Annotated in this window: 24 protein-coding genes and 1 pseudogene; 18 read left to right on the forward strand and 7 right to left on the reverse strand. The window is 32.7% G+C overall.

The window, feature by feature from the left end; translation table 11 throughout:
• The first annotated feature begins 36 nt into the window (after positions 1 to 36).
• From MKX31_RS09800 to MKX31_RS09815, 4 genes are all read left to right on the forward strand, one after another.
• On the forward strand, positions 37 to 1,068 hold the full coding sequence (locus tag MKX31_RS09800; protein WP_088046884.1) for an alpha/beta fold hydrolase: 1,032 nt from the start codon (positions 37 to 39) through the stop codon (positions 1,066 to 1,068).
• A gap of 238 nt (positions 1,069 to 1,306) precedes the next feature.
• Positions 1,307 to 2,569 carry an MFS transporter gene (locus MKX31_RS09805; protein ID WP_229135892.1) on the forward strand — a complete coding sequence of 421 codons (1,263 nt, stop codon included), beginning with the start codon at positions 1,307 to 1,309 and terminating at the stop codon, positions 2,567 to 2,569.
• Between the two features lie 54 nt (positions 2,570 to 2,623).
• The gene (locus tag MKX31_RS09810) at positions 2,624 to 3,490 is read left to right on the forward strand and encodes an ABC transporter permease subunit (protein ID WP_098112040.1); all 867 of its coding nucleotides are present in this window, start codon (positions 2,624 to 2,626) and stop codon (positions 3,488 to 3,490) included.
• A gap of 1 nt (position 3,491) precedes the next feature.
• Positions 3,492 to 4,496, forward strand: a complete 1,005-nt coding sequence (locus tag MKX31_RS09815; protein WP_340980706.1) for an ABC transporter permease subunit — start codon at positions 3,492 to 3,494, stop codon at positions 4,494 to 4,496.
• A 43-nt stretch (positions 4,497 to 4,539) separates the two neighbouring features.
• Here MKX31_RS09815 and MKX31_RS09820 read toward each other — a convergent pair whose 3' ends face one another.
• Together MKX31_RS09820 and MKX31_RS09825 are read right to left on the reverse strand one after the other, a co-directional pair.
• Entirely contained in the window at positions 4,540 to 6,240 is a 1,701-nt protein-coding gene (locus tag MKX31_RS09820; protein WP_340980707.1) for a pyruvate oxidase, read from the reverse strand.
• Between the two features lie 81 nt (positions 6,241 to 6,321).
• Positions 6,322 to 7,059 carry a ZIP family metal transporter gene (locus tag MKX31_RS09825; RefSeq protein WP_340980708.1) on the reverse strand — a complete coding sequence of 246 codons (738 nt, stop codon included), beginning with the start codon at positions 7,057 to 7,059 and terminating at the stop codon, positions 6,322 to 6,324.
• Positions 7,060 to 7,194: 135 nt separating this feature from the next.
• On the opposite strand from MKX31_RS09825, the gene MKX31_RS09830 reads away from it, so the two are divergent.
• From MKX31_RS09830 to MKX31_RS09840, 3 genes and pseudogenes are all read left to right on the forward strand, one after another.
• Complete coding sequence (locus MKX31_RS09830; protein ID WP_340980709.1) at positions 7,195 to 7,983, forward strand: class I SAM-dependent methyltransferase; 789 nt, start codon at positions 7,195 to 7,197, stop codon at positions 7,981 to 7,983.
• Between the two features lie 48 nt (positions 7,984 to 8,031).
• Positions 8,032 to 8,662 (forward strand): annotated as a pseudogene (locus MKX31_RS09835) (immunity protein Imm33 domain-containing protein).
• A gap of 112 nt (positions 8,663 to 8,774) precedes the next feature.
• Positions 8,775 to 9,638, forward strand: coding sequence for an MBL fold metallo-hydrolase (locus tag MKX31_RS09840; protein ID WP_340980711.1), 864 nt, complete (start codon positions 8,775 to 8,777; stop codon positions 9,636 to 9,638).
• Positions 9,639 to 9,804: 166 nt separating this feature from the next.
• Here the strand turns inward: MKX31_RS09840 and MKX31_RS09845 are convergent, their stop codons facing one another.
• Positions 9,805 to 10,743, reverse strand: coding sequence for a nucleoside hydrolase (locus MKX31_RS09845; protein WP_098102818.1), 939 nt, complete (start codon positions 10,741 to 10,743; stop codon positions 9,805 to 9,807).
• Between the two features lie 37 nt (positions 10,744 to 10,780).
• Positions 10,781 to 11,383, reverse strand: a complete 603-nt coding sequence (locus MKX31_RS09850) for a DUF2441 domain-containing protein (protein WP_098102817.1) — start codon at positions 11,381 to 11,383, stop codon at positions 10,781 to 10,783.
• Between the two features lie 212 nt (positions 11,384 to 11,595).
• Between MKX31_RS09850 and MKX31_RS09855 the strand changes: the two genes are divergently transcribed.
• From MKX31_RS09855 to MKX31_RS09880, 6 genes are all read left to right on the forward strand, one after another.
• Positions 11,596 to 12,081: a DUF2798 domain-containing protein gene (locus MKX31_RS09855; RefSeq protein WP_098102816.1), complete on the forward strand. Its 486-nt coding sequence runs from the start codon at positions 11,596 to 11,598 to the stop codon at positions 12,079 to 12,081.
• Between the two features lie 181 nt (positions 12,082 to 12,262).
• Positions 12,263 to 12,688, forward strand: coding sequence for a DMT family transporter (locus MKX31_RS09860; RefSeq protein ID WP_098102815.1), 426 nt, complete (start codon positions 12,263 to 12,265; stop codon positions 12,686 to 12,688).
• Positions 12,689 to 12,707: 19 nt separating this feature from the next.
• Positions 12,708 to 13,403, forward strand: a complete 696-nt coding sequence (locus MKX31_RS09865) for a Crp/Fnr family transcriptional regulator (protein ID WP_340980712.1) — start codon at positions 12,708 to 12,710, stop codon at positions 13,401 to 13,403.
• A 16-nt stretch (positions 13,404 to 13,419) separates the two neighbouring features.
• Positions 13,420 to 13,890: a DMT family transporter gene (locus tag MKX31_RS09870; protein WP_340980714.1), complete on the forward strand. Its 471-nt coding sequence runs from the start codon at positions 13,420 to 13,422 to the stop codon at positions 13,888 to 13,890.
• A 583-nt stretch (positions 13,891 to 14,473) separates the two neighbouring features.
• Complete coding sequence (locus MKX31_RS09875) at positions 14,474 to 14,881, forward strand: GNAT family N-acetyltransferase (protein ID WP_064474106.1); 408 nt, start codon at positions 14,474 to 14,476, stop codon at positions 14,879 to 14,881.
• 66 nt (positions 14,882 to 14,947) lie between these two features.
• Positions 14,948 to 15,601 carry an MBL fold metallo-hydrolase gene (locus MKX31_RS09880; protein WP_340980716.1) on the forward strand — a complete coding sequence of 218 codons (654 nt, stop codon included), beginning with the start codon at positions 14,948 to 14,950 and terminating at the stop codon, positions 15,599 to 15,601.
• 127 nt (positions 15,602 to 15,728) lie between these two features.
• Here MKX31_RS09880 and MKX31_RS09885 read toward each other — a convergent pair whose 3' ends face one another.
• Positions 15,729 to 16,352 carry a TetR/AcrR family transcriptional regulator gene (locus MKX31_RS09885; protein WP_081257100.1) on the reverse strand — a complete coding sequence of 208 codons (624 nt, stop codon included), beginning with the start codon at positions 16,350 to 16,352 and terminating at the stop codon, positions 15,729 to 15,731.
• A gap of 116 nt (positions 16,353 to 16,468) precedes the next feature.
• On the opposite strand from MKX31_RS09885, the gene MKX31_RS09890 reads away from it, so the two are divergent.
• Complete coding sequence (locus tag MKX31_RS09890) at positions 16,469 to 18,700, forward strand: MMPL family transporter (RefSeq protein ID WP_340980718.1); 2,232 nt, start codon at positions 16,469 to 16,471, stop codon at positions 18,698 to 18,700.
• A gap of 50 nt (positions 18,701 to 18,750) precedes the next feature.
• On the opposite strand, the gene MKX31_RS09895 is transcribed toward MKX31_RS09890, so the two are convergent.
• The gene (locus MKX31_RS09895; RefSeq protein ID WP_000998381.1) at positions 18,751 to 18,933 is read right to left on the reverse strand and encodes a DUF4021 domain-containing protein; all 183 of its coding nucleotides are present in this window, start codon (positions 18,931 to 18,933) and stop codon (positions 18,751 to 18,753) included.
• A 198-nt stretch (positions 18,934 to 19,131) separates the two neighbouring features.
• Here MKX31_RS09895 and catA point away from each other — a divergent pair, with 198 nt between their 5' ends.
• The 3 genes from catA to MKX31_RS09910 all read left to right on the forward strand — a co-directional run bounded on the left by catA (position 19,132) and on the right by MKX31_RS09910 (position 21,594).
• Positions 19,132 to 19,782, forward strand: coding sequence for a type A chloramphenicol O-acetyltransferase (gene catA, locus MKX31_RS09900; RefSeq protein ID WP_064474110.1), 651 nt, complete (start codon positions 19,132 to 19,134; stop codon positions 19,780 to 19,782).
• Positions 19,783 to 20,003: 221 nt separating this feature from the next.
• Positions 20,004 to 20,930: a GNAT family N-acetyltransferase gene (locus MKX31_RS09905; protein WP_064474111.1), complete on the forward strand. Its 927-nt coding sequence runs from the start codon at positions 20,004 to 20,006 to the stop codon at positions 20,928 to 20,930.
• A 151-nt stretch (positions 20,931 to 21,081) separates the two neighbouring features.
• The gene (locus MKX31_RS09910; RefSeq protein ID WP_048529052.1) at positions 21,082 to 21,594 is read left to right on the forward strand and encodes a GNAT family N-acetyltransferase; all 513 of its coding nucleotides are present in this window, start codon (positions 21,082 to 21,084) and stop codon (positions 21,592 to 21,594) included.
• A gap of 38 nt (positions 21,595 to 21,632) precedes the next feature.
• On the opposite strand, the gene MKX31_RS09915 is transcribed toward MKX31_RS09910, so the two are convergent.
• Entirely contained in the window at positions 21,633 to 22,520 is an 888-nt protein-coding gene (locus MKX31_RS09915; protein WP_064474112.1) for a DMT family transporter, read from the reverse strand.
• 138 nt (positions 22,521 to 22,658) lie between these two features.
• Between MKX31_RS09915 and MKX31_RS09920 the strand changes: the two genes are divergently transcribed.
• Positions 22,659 to 23,252: a helix-turn-helix domain-containing protein gene (locus MKX31_RS09920; RefSeq protein ID WP_306461236.1), complete on the forward strand. Its 594-nt coding sequence runs from the start codon at positions 22,659 to 22,661 to the stop codon at positions 23,250 to 23,252.
• Positions 23,253 to 23,256 lie beyond the last annotated feature (4 nt).

Here is a 23,256-nt window from a genome sequence, read left to right on the forward strand (position 1 = left end):
GATGTTTTTATAAATTTAAAAGAAAGGAAACTACTTATGAAGAAGATAAAAAAATTAATAAAACTTATTGGAGTCATCATTTTACTATTATTAATCGTAGCACTAATATTTCCTACATGGACCTCGCAAATAAAAGGGAAAAACAGTATAAGTACATTAGAGCAAGTAGAGATAAATGGAAGTGATCATGAAATTATGATACGCGGAAAAGATAAGAACAATCCGGTTATTATTTTTGTACATGGTGGACCAGGTACTTCAGAAATACCATATGCGCAAAAATACCAAAACTTATTGGAAGAGAAATTTACAGTTGTTAATTACGATCAAAGAGCGAGTGGGAAGTCGTATCATTTCTTTGAAGACTATTCGAATCTTACATCAGATCTTCTTGTAGAAGATTTATTAGCTATGACAGATTATGTTTCAAAACATCTTGGTAAAGAAAAAGTAATATTGGTTGGTCATTCTTACGGTACATATATCGGAATGCAAGCTGCCAATAAAGCCCCTGAAAAATATGAAGCATATGTTGGCATAGGGCAAATGAGTGATACAGTAGAAAGTGAAATGGATAGTTTAAACTATGTGATTGAACAGGCACAAAGTGCTGGGAATACAGATGAGGTTGCCTATTTAAATGAGTTGACTGAAAAAATTAAAAATGGCGATACATACACTCCGAGGAATTATGTTGCAAAATATGGTGGAACATCAAGACTCATTGAAAATCCAGATGGTGATAATATTGGGATGCTACTCAGTAATGAATATAACTTTTTAGATGTAATTCGTTATAACGTTGGATTATCACATTCTCAAACTGTCTTATTAGAAAAGGATTTAAAGAACCCATTGCCTACTAAGGTGACTGAAATGAAGCTACCGCTTTATTTCCTTATGGGAAAATACGACTATAATACTTCATTTCATGCAGCGAAAAAATATTTTGATATGATTGAAGTGAATCAAAAAGAATTCATTACTTTTGAAAAGTCAGCTCATTATCCGCAATTTGAAGAGAAGGAAAAATTTTATGAGTGGATGTGCGATACATTCATAAAATAAATAAAGTATATCCGAACTTTAGAGGATTAAAATAGTTAGCGAGACGTATAAAGATTTTAGCTACATATCATTACGTGAAGCGAAGTTAAATAAAAAGACTCTTGTATAAAAAACATGAGTCTTTTTTTTATTGTGCTCTATACAGAAGGAAAAGATTGGATAATGGTCGAAAAATATAATGTAACTTCCGAGAAATGACTGAAAAAATAAAATTTTGTCGAGAGAAAGGGTTAGAAGTATGAAAGAAATGCTACAGTTATTTCGTAACAAAGTGTATGCACGTTTTTTTCTAGCAAATATTTTAGAGCGACTCGGTTCTATGATTGCTGGAGTTTCTTTAATGTTTTATTTGTTAGATCAATACGGAAAACAACCAGTTTACGCAACGATGACACAAATTATGATGGCATTACCTGCATTAATCTTTTTTCTATTAGTAGGGACAGTAGTGGATCGTTTTGATAGAAAACGTATTTGTACGGTAAGTAACATATGTTGTTCGCTCTGTAATATCGGAATTCTAATTTCGCTTTATTACGGAATGATTATACTCGTCTTTATATTTTTATTTTTGGAAAATGCATGTATACAATTTTTCTCTCCATCAGAACAGTCGATGATACAGGGAGTAGTTCAATCCGACCAATACGGTGCAGCAGCAGGTGTGAATCAAATGGTGAATAGTTTGTATGCTTTGTTTGGTGTAGGAATTGCAACGATGGTGTACTGGACTTTTGGAATATACGGGAGTATTTTAGTAAATACGCTCACTTTTATTATGAGTGGTATTTTGATTCAAACGATCTCCATTCCAGAAAAAGTGCGTTTGCCAAACGGTAGAACAAAATGGAAAGAAGTTAATTTGAAAATGTTAATAACAGAGTTTCAAAAAGGGATCAAGTATATATATCAAAATGACACTTTAAAAAAATTACTTTTAGGATTTATCGTGTTTGGACTATTAAATGGTATTTTAAGCGTATCCACAACTTACATATTAAAATATAAATTAGCACCAGCAACGTATGAAAGTTTAGCGATGGTGGGTGGTGTAGTTGGAGGGATTTCATTACTAATTGGAAGTGTAGTAGCAACAAGTGTAGGGAAGAAATATGCACCCAAGCCTATTATTGTCTTTGGTATGGCTGGCTCAGGGGGCTTTTTCGGTATGTGTTACTTTGTAAACCACGTATGGTCTTTTTATGTATGTATCGCTTTTGCGACTTTCTTTTTACCGTTTATTAATGTTGCAATTATGGGCTGGATGTATGAAATTGTAGAAGAATCATTCATGGGACGTGTTCAAAGTTTGCTTAGTCCATTAACGACAGGATTCCAGCTGTTATCTCTCGGTGCGATAGCGATGTTGTTCCCGAAATGGATTCGTGCAGATACGTTGTATATTATTTTATTTGGTTTATTATTTTTTGTTACGTGTTTATATCAAACCATTTTACCGAGTGGGAAGAAACGGGTGCAAAGTATAGCTGAAGAGATGTAATATATGTGGTTTTTGATTTCTGAATATTCTATCGGGTGGTAAGGGGAAATCGTTATGTTGATGCGAATTGCTAAATGGTGTGGGGTTACTTGTTTACAACTAGTAGCTGCAATTTTATGTATAATCTGTCTAGGCGCGCTACCGCGTTTATTTAAGGGATTGCAAATTGATTTAATCGGTTTTTGGAACACGATTGTCTTTCTTGGAGGGAAGATACTTCAACCGGGTGAAATTACATATGGATTTCGAGACTCAAGAAAATTATTTCCGCAAATATGGATTCATTATTTTGAAACGATGATTGTATTTCTATCAGCGTTTTTACTATCTTTGCTTATAGCGTATATACTTGTCGTTTGGGTATTGCAGCGTTCTTATATGAAACAGAAAATGTGGAACGGGGTTTTTCTTACGCTTGAGAGTATACCGGATATTTTACTTATTTTATTATCGCAACTTCTTGTCGTAATTATGTTTCAAAAAACAGGATTTATGCCGGTCAAACTGGCTGGATTAGGGGAAGAAAGGATACGTTTGTTACCAATTATATGTCTTACAATACCAACAACATTATTGTTTATTAAACTGTTGTTATTTCGGTTTAAAGAAGAATTAGAGAAAGATTATAGTTTGTTTGCCAAGAGTAAAGGGCTAAGCTTCCGGCATATTTTGACACATCATATTTCAAGAAATGTTTTATTAACGACAATTTATTACGCGAAAACAAATATTTTATTTATGCTTTCCAATTTATATATTATTGAATGGATATTTAATACATATGGTATGTTTGTTTTTGTGAAAGAAAATCCAAAATTAGAAATATTTACAGTGAGTCTAGTAATATTATACGTACCGCTTTTTATACTATTTCGTATATTACATACGCTTTTACAAAATGTTATAAAGGAGCGTGTGTAACATGTGGCAAGTTGTAAAAAGAGATGTGAGATTTTGGATAGGTATTACTTTTTTGAGTGTACTAATGATTGTTAGTATTGGATATACGGTGTTTTTTGATGGGAATATTCGTGAACTTACGATGATGTATAACGAAAAAGGGGAACTAGAGGCAGCACCATTTTCGCCATCAAGTAAATTTTGGTTTGGAAGTGATGTGAAAGGTCGTGACCTTGTTCAATTAATAATAGAAGGTGCAAAATGGACAGTTGGAGCGAGTATAATTATAGCGATTTTACGAGTTATAGTTGGAGGGGGAGTTGGTTTACTTCTTGGTATGTATGGTAAACGTTCTTTTCCAGTTATTTCATCCTTTTTTGATCCTTTTAGTATTGTACCGATGGTTATGATTTCTTATTTTATGTTAAATGAAGTTTTAACGTTTGATAGTGGAGCAGAAGTTGTGCCGTTGTATTTGCGTGTGGCATTTCAAATTATAGTTCTTGTATGTCTTGCTGTACCAACGGTTATGTTGTATGTAGCGCAAGAAGTAAAGCGTATTAAGAAAGAAGAATTTATGTTGGCAGCTACTGTGCTCGGCGGAAGTAAGTGGCAGAGGTTGAAGCGCCATATATGGCCGCATATGTTACCGCCATTTCTTTTATTAGTAGCGCAACAATTTGTAAGTACTTTATTACTACTTTTACACCTTGGTTTGTTGCAATTATTTTTTGGTGGAACAATAACCTTCAGTGGAATGGATCCAGATAGTGTAACAAAAGAATGGACTGGCCTAATTGGTCAAAACTTCCGCCATTTAACTACACATACATGGATTGTACTTATACCAATTGCTTTTTATAGTATGACAATTTTAGCGGGAAATCTAGTTAGTAATAGTATGCAAGATGCGATTAAACTAGGAAATGTAAGAACACCAAGGAGCAAGGATAAAGAGGTAAAGGAAGAGAAGCGAGTACAAACTAATGTGAATGATTTTTCCTTTTATAGAGAGATACAAAAATAAAAAAGATAGCTGAAGACAAAGTGTTTTCAGCTCTCTTTTTTGTTTATAGTGGTGGTAAATCAATCTTACCTTCTTCAAATAATTCTTTTATCATATGCTTCGTATAACCAGCGGCTTGACCAAAGGTGATTTTTGCTGGCATTGGTGCTTCGTTTGCATCTACAACTATATCAATAATACAAGGTCTATTTTGTTTTACCGCATTTTCGAAAGCAGGAAGTAGTTCATCTAAATTCTCAACTCGGTATCCAATACCTCCGCACGCCTCTGCGTATTTTGCAAAATCAGGGTTTGTTAAGTCTGTGCCAAATTCGATATTCCCCATAACTTCTTGTTCGAATTTAATCATGGCGATCTTATTATTATTTAAAACAACGACCACGATCGGCAGTTTATATTTAACAGCTGTTACGAAGTCGTTCATTGTCATTCCAAAACCACCGTCACCACAAACTGCAAATACTTGTTTATTCGGGTAAGCAATTTTTCCAGCAAGTGCACCAGGTAAACCGCAGCCAAGTGTTGCGAGCCAACTAGAAATGATAAATTGTTGATTTGTCATACGGAAGTGTCTTGCTGTCCATACTGTTACATTTCCGACATCGACTGATAATATTGCATCATCTTGAGCTACTTGTTGCAGTGCATGCATAACACGTTGTGGCTTAATTGGAGTAGATGTATCGTCTTCTTGATTGTGTAATTTTTCCTCCCAATTTTTCATCATTTCTTGATGATGCTCTAAGAAGGAATGGTCCTCGTGTTTTTCTACATTTTCAATTAACCATTTTAATGTTTTATCAGCATCACCGGCTAAGCCGATATCTGTTACGTAACGTTTACCGATTTGGGCCGGATCAGTATCGATATGAATTGTTTTTGCTTTTTCGGGTAAGAAACCGGTGAATGGATAAGAAGTACCAATCATAATTAAAGTATCTGCATGTTTCATTGCATCATAAGAAGGTTTCGTTCCAATTAATCCTAATCCGCCGATGCAAAGTGGATGTTCATCAGGGATAATCCCTTTAGCTGGTAATGTAAGTACGATTGGAGCACCGATGTGTTCTGCGAAAGTAAGTAAAGATTCTCTCGCATGTTTCGCACCTTTTCCAGCTAAAATTACAGGCTTTTTCGCTTTACTTATTGCGAGTTTTGCAGCATGTAAATCTTCTTCTTGCGGAAATAACTCAGGTAATGTAAAAGAAGTATTTGTAACACGAGCACCACTTTTTACTTCGAATTTCGGAACATCATCTGGAATCGTAAGAACAGATACACCTTTTTTCGTATAAGCCATTCGAATCGCTTGATTCACGACAGCAGGCAACTGTTCTGCTGACATAATGCGCTGGTTATATACCGCAACATCATCGAATAATCTTTCTAAGTTTACTTCTTGGAAAAAATCCGTCCCGAGTAAATCTGTTTCTACTTGACCTGAAATTGCTAGAACAGGGGCTTTATCGAGTTTAGCATCATATAAACCATTTAATAAATGGATAGCGCCCGGCCCTGCGATTGCCATACAAACGCCGAGTTTTCCTGTTAACTTAGCATAGGCAGCTGCTGCTAGTGCACCAGCTTCTTCATGGCGGACTTGAATGAATTTGATTTTATCTTGTTTTTTTCTTAAAGCTTCAATTATAGAATTGATAGAATCTCCAGGCATTCCGTAAATGTGTTCTACTCCCCAGTCAATTAATAGGTCAACTAATGCTTCACCGGCTGTTTTCCCAAACATAATTTTTCCTCCTTATAATAGGTAGATACTATTATGTTTTGGAGAAAAAGGAAAAATATACAAATGATTATATTATTATCTTTAATGATGACCAGTAAATAGTGTAAATACTGTTATTAGTAAAAACCCGCTAGTTGCCCATGTTAAAAATGTAAGGAAGGAGAGCTGTTTTTTAGCCTTCCAAAGCATTTCATGAATTGTGACATAGCCAAGTGAACCGATAGCGCTCCCCATAATGAGCCCTTGTAAATGTAGAGCCTTTCCTTCCATCAAAATACCAAAGACAGTACCAGTTCCGAGAATAAGTGAAAGTAATAAAGTCGTAAATAAAAATGAAATGCATTTATGCTTTGTAAAGAGGAAGGGGATGATTAATGCTAGGCCTTCAGGAATATGGTGAATTATAATCGCAAGTAAGAAAGGAGTGGCAGAATCATTATGATTTATAAATGCTGTACCTAATGCAAAGCCACTCGGCAAATTATGAATAAATATAGCAAAAGAAAGAAAAAGGAAAGTTTGCCACGCTTGTTGATCTTTTTTATGTATCATTGGATGATGACAATAGTTATCTAATAAGTTCATAACCAAAATACCGATAGCTATACCAAGTATAGGCCCAATTATTTCATAGCTTGCAAATGTTTCAGGAATAATTTCAAGGGATAAAAGGCCAAGCAAAATTCCGCCACATAATGCATATAAACGATGCATTTTTTCTTCAATTAGTTGGCGCGTAGCAATGCCGACAGCACCGCCTAATAGTAATCCACCGAATGAAAAAAATGTAACTATCATAGGAATCCATAATCGTTCCATCGTATCACACTCCGATTCTTCCACTTATTTTTAGCTTACGAAAAGGAAAGTTAGATTAGTCCAAGTAATTGTGTTTGATTATAGAGAAAAAACTAATAATTCGTTATAATTTATATATTAAACTTAAGTGGAAATATGAAATGGGGAATACGTTTGCAAACAAAATGGAGTCTATCTGAATACGAAAATCCAAAACGATATGATATAGAAAATAAAAGTCTGTCAGATTTTCCGTTCTTTCTATCATGGGCACAAAAACTAAATATACAAAATGAATGGATTCTAGATATTGCCTGCGGAACAGGAAGGGTTACAATTCCATTTATAGAAAACGGATATCAAATGATTGGTGTAGATATACATGAAGGTATGCTTGCTGAAGCGAAGAGAAAATCTATGGATTGTAAAAAAGTAAAATGGTTACAACAAGACTGTTTACAATTAAAGATTGAAGAAACAATTCTGTTAGCATTTATGGTTGGTCATGGATTTCAACACTTACTTACGAACACAGATCAAAATAAGTTATTAACATTTATTCATCATGTGTTAGCTGATAATGGTATATTTATATTCGATACACGTTTTCCTTCAAAAGAAGAATTAATACAACCATCTACAGAAGAATATTGGACAACTATTATTGATGAAAAGGAAAGAAAATGCGATCTATATACTGAAATGACATACGATTCAATTCAGCAAATACAGCATTACATAACAATAAGAAGGTTTTATGAGGATGATGTGAAAGTAGAAGAACTGAAAACAACGATCGATCTTCGCTATACATATCCGCAAGAGTTAGAAAGATTATTAGTAGTGAATGGTTTTGAATTATTACATATATATAATGATTGGGAAGGAAATGAGTTAGGGGAAGACTGCTATTCTATGGTAGTAGTTTGCCGGAAGAAAAAATAGTGTTATTTTAAAAATATGAGTGTGAAAAGCTTTTAAGGAGAGAAAAAGATGACTTGGTACTTAGATAATGTTTATGAATTAAATAAAGAAGCGCCCTATACATTCTATCTTCCTAGTTCAGAAGTGTTGGAGAAATTAAAGGTTGGAGATTTGGTAAAGCTAATTTTTGTATCTAAAAATGAGGAAGAAGATGGATTTCATGGTGAAAGAATGTGGGTTGTAATCACTGAAAGAAATGAGAAGAAGTTCGTAGGGGAACTGGACAATGATCCGTATCGTTTAGATTTAAAAATAGGTGATAAAATTTCATTTGGAATTGAAAATATATGTGATACGGAATATGATGATCCAGCTTCAAGTGATTGGGATTTTTATTTTGATACGAAGGTAATTGTTAGTGATGATGTACTTGAAAACAGAGAATTTAACTTTATGCTTAGTAGATAATCCAACAGCAGAAGGCGATCCAGGTTGGTCAATTTTAAGTGGCTATGAAAGTGATGACTATGTCAATAATCCTAAAAACTTTCAAATTATTTCAATTGGAGTTATTTTGAATATAGATGATTCTATTTTAAACTTTCTTGAGGAACCACCTTTATGTGCATATGAAAGAAATGATGAAGGTAGATTCTATAAAATTGAAGACTATGATTGGGATGCTTATTTAAATAGATAGATGAAGTTACTATGTTCTAAAGAAAGCGATATATATTATTTCATGCTATGTGCTGGATGAAGGTTTTACAGATAATAATTGAAGAGAATAGTAGTAAATGGAGGAACTAATTATGCAGCAAATAAAAAAAATAGGAAACTCATTTTGGTATATGACACCTGTTTCTGAAACAGATAGACCTATATTAGGAATGGTCGTTGGACAAGAAAAAACTTTAATGATTGATGCAGGGAATTCAGAAGAACATGCACAATTATTTTTAGAAATGCTAAAAGAACAGAATGTATCAAGTCCTGATTTCGTAGCATTAACGCATTGGCACTGGGATCATATTTTTGGATTGCCTGTATTACAAGATGCATTAACTATTGCGCATGCAGAAACGAAGAAAGAAATGCAGCCACTAGTATCTTATGAATGGACAGATGAAGCGTTGGACGCACGTGTAAAAGAGGGTACTGAAATTGCATTTTGTGCGGATTGCATCAAGAAAGAGTTTGAAGAAAAAGCGAGAAATATTAAAATCATTCCTCCGGCCTTAACATTCCAGGATCAAATTGAATTAGACCTTGGTGAAGTGACATGCGTGTTAAAACATGTCGGTGGAGATCATGCACATGATTCAGTTGTTATTTACGTGAAAGAAGAAAAGATATTATTTTTAGGAGACTGTATATATGCAGATATCTTTTCTTCAAAATGGAACTATACGACGAAACGAACGTTCAAATTAATCGAAGAATTGGAGTCATTTGATGCTGAAACTTATATTCTTTCTCATGGGACAGCTATAAGTCGGGATGAGTTTTTACAAGAAATGCATTTGTTAAAAACAGTAGGAACTTATACAGAAATTCATAAAGGCGATGAAGAAAACATAAAGGAAGCGTATAAACGAGACGTAAATAGAGAATTAAATGAAGATGAATTAGAAACAATTACGTTTTTTGTAAATGGTTATGAAATGAATAATTAGTAAGACACTACACTAATCAAATATAATTAAACTGCATAAAAAGAGTATTGAAAGTTAATTCAATACTCTTTTCAATAGTTAAATATGTAGTTTCAAACAAATTCTAAATATGGGGTTTATCGTCTGAAATAATGCCATTCTATTTATTTTTCATATAGATAGTGGTTCAAGTGGAAGCTTTCTTCGCTAATTCAGTTATATAGTTAAAAAATCCATTGTGGTTTACATCATATACTACATTTACAGGTCGTCCAGCAACAGTTTCCACCGTACGCCCCTGGCTAGGTCCATATGTATGAATAATACTATTAATTGTTTGTAATTTTGCAAGGCCAGATTTCCCGATAAAGGCAGCAGTTAATACATCCCACAAATAGTAAGTAGAGTTAGTTGAGAAATGAACGAGGGGAGGAACCATTGCATAGCATTGACCAAGAAAATCAACACCAATATATTTACGCTCTTTTGCCCAACTTTCACGTATGTCTATAGTTAATGGAACTTGGTTTGTACTTTCTAGCGTTACTAAGTCGATTTTAATTTTTGATTCCCACACACGAGCTACTGCTTCAGGATCCCAAAACGAATTCCACTCAGCAGTTCCATCATGTTCTGGTTCATGTACATTGCCGGCAGTACGAAATGTTCCTCCCATCCAAACAAGGCGCTCAATTTTCCCCTCGATTACAGGTGCTTCATATAGTGCACGCGCTAAATCGGTAAGAGGCCCTGTAAATAATAAAGTTGTTTTCTCTTCAGTTTGTAGTAGGGTTTCAATTAAATGATGATGTGCAGGTTTTTCTGCTACGGGTGTTACAACTTTTCCAAACTCATTTAAAATTGGTAAAGCATCTACATAAAATGCATGCATCCGCCAGTCTTTTGGAAATGGATTTTTCGCACGGGAATTTGATGCAGCTACTTCAATATTTTCTTTGCCGAAGCGATCAATAATTTTGCGACTTGCAGACATTGCTGGTTCTAAATAGCAATCTGCAGGGATAACTGAAACACCTGTAAGCTCGACATTATCCATCTGTAGTAATAAAAATAGTGAAATTAAATCATCTACACCACCATCATGATTGAAGTACACTTTTTTCATCTTTGTTAATCTCCATCCTATATGATTTAGTTAGGAATTAAATATGAATTGCAGAAAAATCATCAATAATTTCCACCACTTCGATTTTTCCATTTATCAGTAACTCCGGAAGTTCATTATTTACATTTCCCTTCCAATATCCTCTAGCTTGCTCAATTTTTTGAGAGAAAGGAATACCGTCTTCTTTCGGTAAAAGATTTCCGTCACCTTCAAAACAATGTCCAATTACTCGTAGTTTAACAATCTGCAAAACTTCTCGATTGTAAGAATCAAATAATGCTTTCCATTTTAAAGCATCATCATAGCTCTTTGCAGCATATAAACAAGATAATCTTGAAGGGTATTCAGGAAATTCTTGTAGTCTAACCATTTCTACAATCGTTTCTCTAACCGCTCTAATTGTTTGATCGATATAACTCATAACTACTTTAGCATTTTCATTTTTTATATGTAATTCTTCATTTGTATAATGTTCTTTTAAAATTTGTATAGAATCTTCACCGTTAGAATTGAAATGTTCCTTTTCAAAAAAGAAATGAAATAGGGTATTCGTTTGATTTTTATCGAAATGAATGATTTGTCCGATGCTCATTTTTTTCCTTGTTACGATGTGATATGTGTAAAACTCTTGTTTATACATGGTTATCCTCCTAGTAGTAATGTAATTCAATGTTAAATTTAGTAATTCAACATTGAAATATATAAAACCTTTATAAGTCTTAGTAAGAATTTGATCAGAAAGTATAGTGAATATATGATAACGCTTTAAATTTGTTCACAAAATGTTCACTTACGAAGAGGTTTCCATAATCGATATAATGACAAAGACTTAAACAGAAAGGATGATAGAAATTGCCAACAACAAGAAAGGAAAACCTCCAATTTGGTATGATGATGTGCCTTGGGATGGTTATTGTAATGACGTTTTATAATTTATTACTGAATGGAGCAGGAGGGCCAATTCATATTAAGGAGATCACATTAGAACTACTAATTGGATTCATTATTGCATTATTAATTGAAATATGTATCGTTGGACCTTGTGCGAAAAAACTTGTATTCATGTTACCGTTTGATAAATCGAAGAAAATAAATATGATAGTTGCGATGGCGACAGCTATGGTAATTGGAATGGTTTTCTTTATGTCTTTTTACGGAATGGCTATGATGTATTTACATGGTGGACTACAAGGAGACTCATTTGTATCGATGTATTTTTCAATTTTCATTAAAAATTTCATTTTGGCGTATCCATTACAATTAATTATTATGGGGCCACTTGTGCGTTTCTTATTTGGAAAGTTTGTTATGAAGAATAAAACTGTTAATATAGCGTAGTTATAAATATTAAAATATTATATAACGATAAAACAATAAAAAACACATCTCAAATATTTTGAGTTGTGTTTTTTATTGTTCATTTGTAGCTATTTTCATACTGATGTGTCATTTGTCCTTTTGCCTTTATAGGATTATAACTTTTAATTAAGTCAGAAATAGAAGATTAGGAGATGATTTTTTGAAGGGCGTTGTATTTGCTATTTTAGCTGGCGTATTTATTACACTTCAAGGTACATTTAATGCGAAACTTAGTTCACATATCGGTATATGGTCAACGAGTATTATTACGCATTTCATTGGATTCCTTATTGCAACAACAATATTTTTGTTAAAGAAAGAAGAGAAAATAGCGGATTTAAAGGATGTGAAAAAAATATATTTAGTAGCTGGTGCACTTGGCGGATTAATTATTTGTGCAAAAACAGTAGCGATACATGAAATGGGAGTTACATTAACAGCTGGAACACTTATGGTTGCTCAATTATTAACAGCAACTCTAATTGAAATGAAGGGATTATTTCAAATAAAAAAGATACAGATGGAGAGATATCATATTGTGGGAACAATAGTAATGATTATAGGTATTGTTGTATTTAATATGTAAATGAAAGGAGGAAATGAAAATGGAGAATAGATCAGATTTAATTATCCATTATTTGAAAACTAATAAAATGCTTGAAATTTTTTCAGAGATAGATGCAGCTTATTTTCAAGTAAATCATTTTGAAAAAGGCGAGCTTATTTGCAATATAGATGACGCAATGGCTCGTTTATATTTTGTTGTTAAAGGTAAAGTAAAAGTTTATACGATTACACCAGAGGGAAAGAAACTGATCCTTCGTTTTATCAATCCATTGGCGGTTGTTGGCGATATTGAATTCATACAAAATAGCAAAGCGCATAATGTCGTTGAAGCTTGTTCAGATGTTATAGCCATCTCTATTTCTCATGCTGTAATTAGAAATAAGTTATTACATGATCCTATATTTATGAACTTCTTGCTTGAAAACATTGCAAACACATTAAAAATATCGACTCGTTTTACAGCACTTAATTTACTTTATCCAGTAGAAGTACGTGTAGCTAGTTATTTACTTTCTATTTCTACTGATAGTAACGGGAATATGTATAAAAAAGATTTGGATGCAACTTCGATATCAAGTATTGCGGATTTTATAGGAGTAAGTTATCGGCACGTAATTTGGTTGTTACAAAAATTTTATAAAGAAAAATTAATTGAAAAGAGAAATGGAGTTATTGTAATTAAAGATTTTTTTAGAATGAAGGAAGTTGCTAAAAATAATATATATGAGCAATGAAAAGGGGAGAGGGAGTATGATTGGATTTAGTTTAGCTATATTAGCTGGAGTATTAATTAGCTTACAATCTGTTTTTAATACGAAAGTGAATGAAAATGTAGGGCAGTGGTTAACAACTGCATGTGTTCTTGGAATAGGTTTCATAAGTTCTATTCTATTTTATATCATTACAGAAAACAGTATTAGCATTAAAATGTATACTACAAATTATTTGTTTTATGTAAGTGGATTGTTTGGCATCGGGTTAATAATTTGTATAATGGGTGCAATAAAGAGTTTAGGTCCAGCTTATACGGTGCTAATTAGCCTTATTACTCAATTAGTTGTTGCTCTCTGCATTGATACATTTGGATTATTTGGAATAGAAAGGGTTCCCTTACAAATAAATAAATTACTTGGAATAGCTATATTAATTGTAGGGGTAGGAATTTTTAAAGATCTTTTTTCGAATAAGAAAGATATTAATATAAATGAGGATAGAGCTTAAATAAATTACAGGGAGAGTTGTAAATGGTTAGAGAAGTAGTAGTGAATGCTCTTCTTGTGAAGATGTCACATTTATTTGAGGAAATCGTAGGTTAACAATTAGCATAGTTGAAAAATAAGTAAACAAGCCTTAGATAAATTGTGATCTTTTATATAGCACTTATTATTTTGAAGTTATGTGAACTATCGTAGTAGGAGAAGTGCCTATAAAGTAGGGTATGATTAAAGTTAAATATTACCTAGTATATTTAACTAATGAATACAATGTCTTTTTCAGTTATTATGTTGTAAATAATTTTATGGTAAAATCTTTAACATAATGAAATAAAGGGGTAGTATTCTATGGGTTATTTCTCAAACAGTTTATTAGTTTTGTTTGTCCTGATCGTCTGTAGCTGTATGATTTTTGGTTAATAATATAATGATGGATTTATATAAAAGGAGTTAACTGAGGAGAGGTTAACTTCTTTTTATTTTAAGTTGAGAAGGAATAATATTATTCTTATGGAAGTTTGTATAAATTAATTTCAAAGTAAAGATAATTTTATGAAATAAAAACAAACGAGAAAATAAGGAGTATTTACATGAATAATAGTATAAATTACACATTTAAACACCCAACAAATTTCAATGGATTATTAACTGTATATGAATCTTTAGGATGGAATTCTCTTCAATTAACGGTTAACGAGTTAGAACAAATGTGTAAACAAAGTTGGTATGCAATTTATGCTTTTGATGATAAGAAGTTAGTAGGGATGGGGCGTATTATATCAGATGGCGTAATAACAGGCGTTATTTGTGGTGTTTGTGTATTGCCAGAGTATCAGTCCATTGGTATTGGAAAAGAAATAGTAGAAAGATTAATCCAGCACTGTGAACAAAACAAGGTTATTCCCCAACTTATGTGTGTAGAAAAATTGCAATCTTATTATGAATCTATAGGGTTTGAGGCATTCTCTATTGGGATGACAAAAACTATTAAAAGATAGTGTGGCTTTATATTTTCGGTGTAGTTGTGCATATTTTCAAACTTCATCATAAAGGAGACGGACTATATGGAGATTGCTAAAGGGGTAGAAATGTTACAACTTGAGTTTCAAGAATTTATTATTCACCCAATTCTTTTATGGGATGATGAAATGGCAGTGTTAATAGATACTGGTTTCCCTGGACAATTTGAAGATATACAAATAGAGATGGAGAAAGTTGGGGTATCTTTTGATAAGCTAAAAGTTGTGATTTTGACACATCAGGATATAGATCATATAGGTAGCCTTCCTGATTTATTGGAGAATGGTGTAAGTGATATTAAGGTTTATGCGCACGAGCTAGATAAACCTTATATTGAAGGGGAGTTTCCTTTACTGAAGGATGGACAAGTAAAGAATCCACCAAAAGGAAAAGTGAGTGATACTGTGATAGATGGGCAAGAAATTCCGTATTGCGGTGGGATACTAATTCTACATACCCCAGGACACACTTCAGGTCATATTAGTTTATATTTGAAACAAAGTAAAACCCTTATTGCAGGAGACTCGATGTATAGTGTGAATGGAAAGTTAGAAGGAATTCACGCCCCAACAACTTTAAATGTTAAGGAAGCACAGCAGTCTTTGAAGAGGTATTCAAATCTAGATATTGAATCGGTAGTTTGTTATCATGGGGGATTAAGTAAGGAGAATATAAAGATTCAAATTCAAAATTTGTAAAAGTTGAAGAGGAATTTTTTGTTAAACTGTGCTGAAGTATAATCTAATTAATAGTAAATAAATAATAAAAGAGCATGTTTGAAAAAAATTCAAACATGCTCTTTTATTAAATGAAATCTATTTAAGATTAACGGCCTAACCCGTTCCAATAAAAAGAAACGATTTCTTGGGCTAATTCATCTATATTTGTAAGAATAGGATTGTGATTTTCATCTTTAAAATTCCCAATTGATAATAAAGATACGAATGCATGAGCCGCAAATGTAGCGTTTCCTCTTGGGATTTCTCCAATTTGCATTGCATCATCAAGTGCTTTTTCTAATACTTCATACATGTTGTCTTCAGCATTTTTTAATTGTTTCAATTGTTCTTCAGATAATGATAGTTTTGCATCTTTCATAAAATTCTTCATATCAATATCCATCGTTGCGTGTAAGTAGACTTTAGCGAAGTCCAATAATCTTTCTTTTAAAGTCTTATTTGTAGAAAGGATTTGAGACATATTTTCGCGTATACGTACCATCATTTGAATCATAGTAGCGGTAAATAAATCTGCTTTTGTTGAATAGTAATAGTAGACGGTTGCTTTCGTAACACCACAAACTTTTGCAACTTCATCCATGGAAACGACTTGATAATTTTGAGTAAGAAATAGTCGAGTTGCAACTTCCAAAATGGTTTCTTTTGTAGATTTTGTATTTTTATTTTGACGAGGCCTTCCGAGAGGACGTTGTTTTTGTTCCAAATCCATTCGCTCCTGACATGTATTGTTGAGATAATTATAACACAAAGTTTTATTCATTCTTGATTAATTAACCGACCAGTATATATAATTAATGTTAGAGGAAAAAAGGAAGGTGGGTTTTTATGAAAAAGCACCCGTTACATATGTTAGGGAGGCTTGTAGCAGGGAAGCATACACAGTGGATAACTTTATCGATTTGGATTCTTATTACATTATTACTTTCATTTACATTGCCACAAGTAAACAGTACGAAAGAACCGAATCCAAAAAATTTACCTGAAACAGCTATGTCGCAGCAAGCGGAAGCACTTATGAAAAAAGAGTTTCCGAATAATGCAGGGAATCCTTTATTAGTAGTATGGTATAAGGATGGTGGATTACAGTCACAGGATTATAAACTCATACAAGACGTTTATAAAGAGTTAAAAGCTAGTCCTTTAAAGGAGCAATCAACGTTACCGCCATTTGATACATTACCAGAACAAGTATTATCAAAAAGTGCATCAAAAGATGGTACATCATTTGTTACACCAGTATTCTTTAACAAGGCAGCTGGAACAGATATATTAAAAGGAAATCTTGATGATTTAAAAAACATAGTCAATAGTAAGATCGATGAAGATCCATTCAAACGAAAACTAAGTGGCGCTGGTTTACACGTTCGATTATCTGGACCTGTAGGTATTCAAACGGATGCAGTTAGCTTATTTAGTCAAGCAGATGTGAAATTATTAATTGCTACTGTATTACTCGTATTAGTTTTATTAATTTTACTGTACCGTTCACCGATTTTAGCAATTTTACCCTTACTTGTTGTCGGCTTTGCATACGGTATTATTAGTCCTACACTTGGTTTTTTAGCTAATCACGGATGGATTAAAGTAGATGCTCAGGCAATATCAATCATGACAGTATTATTGTTTGGTGCTGGAACGGACTATTGTTTATTTTTAATTTCAAGATATCGAGAGTACTTGCTAGAAGAAGAAAGTAAATATAAGGCGCTGCAACTTGCAATTAAAGCTTCTGGTGGAGCAATTATAATGAGTGCGCTTACTGTTGTACTTGGATTAGGAACATTATTACTTGCTCATTATGGTGCCTTTCATCGATTTGCAGTACCATTTAGTGTTGCTGTATTCATAATGGGAATTGCTGCTTTAACAATTTTACCAGCATTATTATTAATTTTCGGTAGAGCTGCATTCTTCCCATTTATACCGAGAACAACTTCTATGAATGAGGAGTTTGCAAGAAAGAAAAAGAAAGTCGTAAAAGTTAAAAAATCAAAAGATGCCTTTAGTAAAAAGCTTGGAGATGTTGTAGTACGAAGACCGTGGACAATAATTATGCTCACTGTATTTGTATTAGGTGGATTGGCTTCATTTGTACCACGTATTCAATACACATATGACTTATTAGAATCGTTTCCAAAAGATATGCCTTCCCGCGAAGGGTTTACGTTAATTAGTGATCATTTCTCAGCTGGTGAATTAGCGCCAGTAAAAGTTGTTGTTGATACGAAAGGAAAAGAGCTTCCTATTAAAGAAGAACTAGAGAAGTTTTCTTTCGTACAAACTGTGAAAGATCCAAAAGTGGGCACAGAAAATAAGCAAATACAAATGTATGAGGTTTCTTTAGCTGAAAATCCATACTCAATTGAAGCGTTAGATCAAATCCCTAAATTAAAAAACAGTGTAGAAAAAGTATTAAAAGATGCTGGGGTTAGTAATGCAGAAAATCAACTATTGATTGGCGGAGAAACAGCGTCATTATATGATACAAAGCAAATTACGGAACGTGATGAAGCAGTTATCATTCCAGTAATGATTAGTATTATAGCTTTATTATTACTTGTTTACTTACGATCAATTGTTGCGATGATTTATTTAATTGTAACTGTTGTATTATCGTTCTTCTCGGCACTAGGAGCAGGGTGGCTATTACTTCATTATGGTATGGGAGCGCCGGCCATTCAAGGTGCGATACCGTTGTATGCATTCGTATTTCTAGTTGCTTTAGGTGAAGATTATAATATCTTTATGGTTTCAGAAATATGGAAAAACAGAAAGACACAAAATCATTTGGATGCAGTAAAAAATGGCGTTATACAAACAGGTAGTGTCATTACATCCGCGGGTTTAATTTTAGCAGGAACTTTTGCGGTATTAGGTACACTTCCAATTCAAGTTCTTGTTCAATTTGGTATTGTAACTGCAATTGGTGTATTATTAGATACATTTATTGTTAGACCATTACTTGTACCAGCAATTACAGTTGTTCTAGGTCGCTTTGCTTTTTGGCCAGGAAAGCTTTCAAGAAAGAGTGAAGAAGTACAAAAGGTGGATGCATAGTTAAGAAAGCCAAGGATATTTTCCTTGGCTTTCTTCTATGTAGTAGTTTATTAATTTTTTGAAGTCAAATCATCAGTTACAGCATGATCAGCATCTTCAATAGCAGTTTCTGGCATTCCATATAAGCCATTCATTGCTTGTTCTTCTACATTAAGGTTTACAGTATTATTATTTTGAATAGGTGTATTGTTTGCGATAGCATTATCTTTTTTATTTACATTTTTGTCATTCATGTTTGAATCCTCCAAACGTCAGTTGATTTATTAATAGTATGTGGTTGGATTCCAATAAATATGTGAATGGATTTTTGCAGATGTTATATAATTAAATAAAAAACTTGAGGATAAATTTAAAATATAAGGAGTGAACAGGTATGGTGAAAACAAGAAAGTTAGCCTTCTAAAATAAAAAAATTTTAGGAGGCTATTACAATGAAGTTTCATATAATTGACATAGAAAATTGGAATAGAGAGCAGTATTTTGAACATTATTTAAAATTGAAATGTACGTTTAGTATAACTGTAAATATTGATATAACGATGTTGTTAAAGGAATTACATCAAAAAGGAATAAAATTTTATCCCGTTTTTATATATTTAATTTCTAGAGTAGTAAATAATCATAAAGAATTTCGAACATGTTTTAACGATGAAGGAGTTTTAGGCTATTGGGAGGAAATGATACCAAGTTATACAATCTTCCATAAAGATGATAAGTCTTTTTCAAGTATATGGACGGATTATTCTAGTGATTTCCACATTTTCTATAAAAATTATGAAGAAGATATGAGATGCTATGCTAATGTTCATGGTCTCTTCACGAAAGAGAATATTCCGCCAAATACTTTTCCTATTTCTAGTATACCTTGGGCTAGTTTTACTGGATTTAATCTTAATATTAATAATGATGGTGATTTTCTATTACCAATTATAACTTGTGGGAAATATTTTAATGAAGAAAATAGGGTTATACTACCAGTTTCATTGCAAGTCCATCATTCGGTTTGTGATGGGTATCATGCGAGTCAATTCCTAGAGGATTTACAGGAGTTAAGTAATAGTTGCAACGAGTGGCTAAAGTAATATCTAATTTTTAATAATATACAATTAAAAATAAATAAAAGAAGAGAACATGTTTATATTGCATGTTCTCTTCTTTATTCATTAATATTGAGTTACAATGGAAAATATAGGTTGATTTGTAGTTTAATAGTAAATGAGATGATTAATTTTAATTTTCTTTATTTTATAACTATAAAGTTCATAAAACTTATTATTTTGTAACAATGAAGGGGAAAACAAAAATGACGATAATATGTATAGAAAAAGCTACAATTTTAGATGCTGAAAAGTTAACAGAAATAATGACAAGAACATTTGATGAAGAAGCAAAACGATGGCTATGCGGTCAAGGTGATGTAATTGACTATAACATTCAACCACCAGGTTATTCTTCAGTTGAAATGATGAAATATTCGATTGAAGAATTGGATTGTTACAAAGTGATAATGGATGGAAAAATAATCGGAGGAATTATAGTTACGATCTCAGGTAAGTCATATGGCCGAATTGATCGTATTTTTGTAGAGCCTGTTTATCAAGGAAAAGGAATTGGATCACATGTTATTAAATTAATAGAAGAGGAATATCTAAGCATAAGGATTTGGGATCTCGAAACATCTAGTAGACAAATTAATAATCATCATTTTTATGAAAAAATGGGCTATGAAATAATTTTCAGATCTGAAGATGAGTATTGTTATGTAAAAAGAATAACTGTAGAGTCAGCTAAAGAGAACCTGATTAAAAATAATGATATGAAAAATAGCCAATATGAAAACTGTAATCTAGCAAATACAGAGTATTATCAAGTGAATTTAAAAAATAGTTCCTTTGTTGGTAGTAATATAATGCATATGAATATGAGTAATTGTAATGTAAGTCAATCAAAGTTTAGAAATATAAATTTAAAAAGTTCTTTATATGCAGATTTAAATCTTTCCGGTAGTAAATTTTCTTTTGTGACTTTAGGTGGAGTTCATTTTAAAGATACAAGCCTTGGAGAAGATAAACATCCTATTTCATTTAATAGATGTGATTTGGAAGGTAGTACGATAAGTAATAGTAATCTCAAAAATATGGAAATAGAAAATTGTGATATAACTGGTATGAAAATAAATGGTATTCCAATTGAAAATCTGCTTGAGTTATATAATAAAGTGAAAAGTTAACCCGCATGTGAATTGTAGATAAGCTGGTCGTAATTTGGATATTATACCGAAATAATTGTGTAAAAATAACATAAAGAAATATAGAAGGGAAGGGGTTTCACCCAGGGGTCTAGAATGATATGTATTGTTATGAATATGGAGGGGAGAAAATATGGAGATTAAACTAAGAGCGGTAGAAATACAAGATGCTAGAGCAATTCATCGTATATGCATACAAGATGATGTTTTACCTTATATGGTTTTCTTACCTAGTATGCGTGTAGATGCGATGGAAAATAGAATTCGTAATTTAGCGCCAAATCAATTTGAATTTGTTGCAGAGTATGATGGAGAAGTTGTTGGATTTGTTGGGTTAACCCAAAGCCCAGGACGTAGATCTCATTCGGGTGATTTGTTTATGGGGGTAGATAGTGAATATCATAATAAAGGCATTGGGAAAGCACTTCTTACAAAAATGCTTGATTTGGCTGATAATTGGTTAATGTTAGAGCGAGTAGAGCTTGGTGTTTTAGCAACGAATCCTAAGGCGAAATCGCTATATGAAAAATTTGGATTTGTAGAAGAGGGAATAAAAGTAGGGAATTTGAAGGCTCACGGAAAGTTCATTAATGAAATTATGATGAGTCGTTTTAGACCTGATGGTTTAATCATACATAATGGATAGTGAAAAGCATGACAGTATACTGTCATGCTTTTTATTTGTTAGTTGTTGTTAGGCAGTTTTGGCTGCACTAAAAATAATGCTAAGCCAATAAAAATAACTGTAATGCCTAGTCCTTGTTGTAAAGAAATAGTCTCATTTAATATAAAATACGCTAGTATACAAGTTCCAATCGTTTCTCCTAAAATACTCATAGAAATAACAGTAGCGCTCATCCATTTTAGTAACCAATTGAATATCGTTTGACCTAAAATCGTAGCAATGAAAGCTAAGCCAATAAAGCACAACCAAGTTTGTATAGAGTAATGGATGAAAGATTCTTGCTGCATGTAGGCAAATATACCGAGAAAACAGGCGCTACTTCCATAACTAATTACCGAATACGGTATAAGTGATAAATCTTTACGAACATGTTGGCTAATGAAAAAATAAGCGGTAATAATTCCGGCCGCAATAAATGCTAAAATATCTCCGTATAATGCTTCTCCGCTGATTTGGAAGTCTTGCCATCCGATGACGCTACTTCCTGAAATAGCGATGAGGCAACCAATAACCGCTCCTTTCGTAAATCTCTCTTTAAATAGAAAGTAACCACCAATCATTGAAAATAAAGGTTGTAATGTTACGATAACTGTAGAACTCGCTACAGAAGTGTATTGTAATGATTCAAACCATAGTACATAATGTGCAGCTAAAAATAGCCCGGATATGAATCCGAATCCCCATTGTCCTCTTGTTACTGTTTTTAGCTCGTTTCGATTATTTTTATTAAATAGTAATAACGGTAATAGAATCAGTGTAGCAAAGAATAATCGGTAAAAAGCAATGATAGCCGCAGGAGCATCTGCCAATTTTACGAAAATTGCTGAAGTTGATAGGGCGAATACGCCGAAAAATAAGATGCAATATGAAAGAATAGGTGATTTCACAGTTTGTCCCTCCGATAGACTGTTTATTATAATGAACTAAATAAGATATAATGTACAAAGGTAAGTATATAAGTCCCAGAGATGATAGGAAAGGATTATTTACTTTTGTTTACTATGTCAGCACAAAGGCAATGAAACATGCAATATGATGGACGAAAGGAAGTTTTTATTATGATACATGATAGACTCGGACAAACTGTATTAAGTTATCGTAAGAAAAATAATATGACAATTCGGGAATTTGCTGATTATGCAGGGATTAGTACTTCACTAATTAGTCAAATTGAACGAGGATATGCGAATCCCTCTTTAAGTGTATTGGAATTAATTGCGAAAGCATTAAATGTACCACTATTTACACTTTTTATTAATGAAATTGATACAGATTCACTCATTTCTAAGAAAAAAGATCGAAAAAAAGTATATCGGGAGAACAATGATCACATTGTATATGATGTATTAACACCGGATTTTATGAAAGCACGTATTGAAATGTTAATAATGGATTTAAATAAACAAGCAAACACAACGGAAAGTCACTATTCACATGAAGATAAGGAAGAAATTGCTGTTGTTATGAAAGGGGAAGTGTATGTGGAGTTAGAAGGAAAAGAATATTTTTTAGAAGAAGGCGACGTTGTACGTATACCGCCAAACGTGAAGCATCGGTTTTTAAATAAAAGTGATGAATCCAATCATATTTTATTTGTATTGACGCCATCTTTAGGATGAGTAT

The sequence above is a fragment of the Bacillus sp. FSL M8-0063 genome (genome assembly GCF_038005545.1).
GTDB classification, from domain to species: domain Bacteria; phylum Bacillota; class Bacilli; order Bacillales; family Bacillaceae_G; genus Bacillus_A; species Bacillus_A wiedmannii.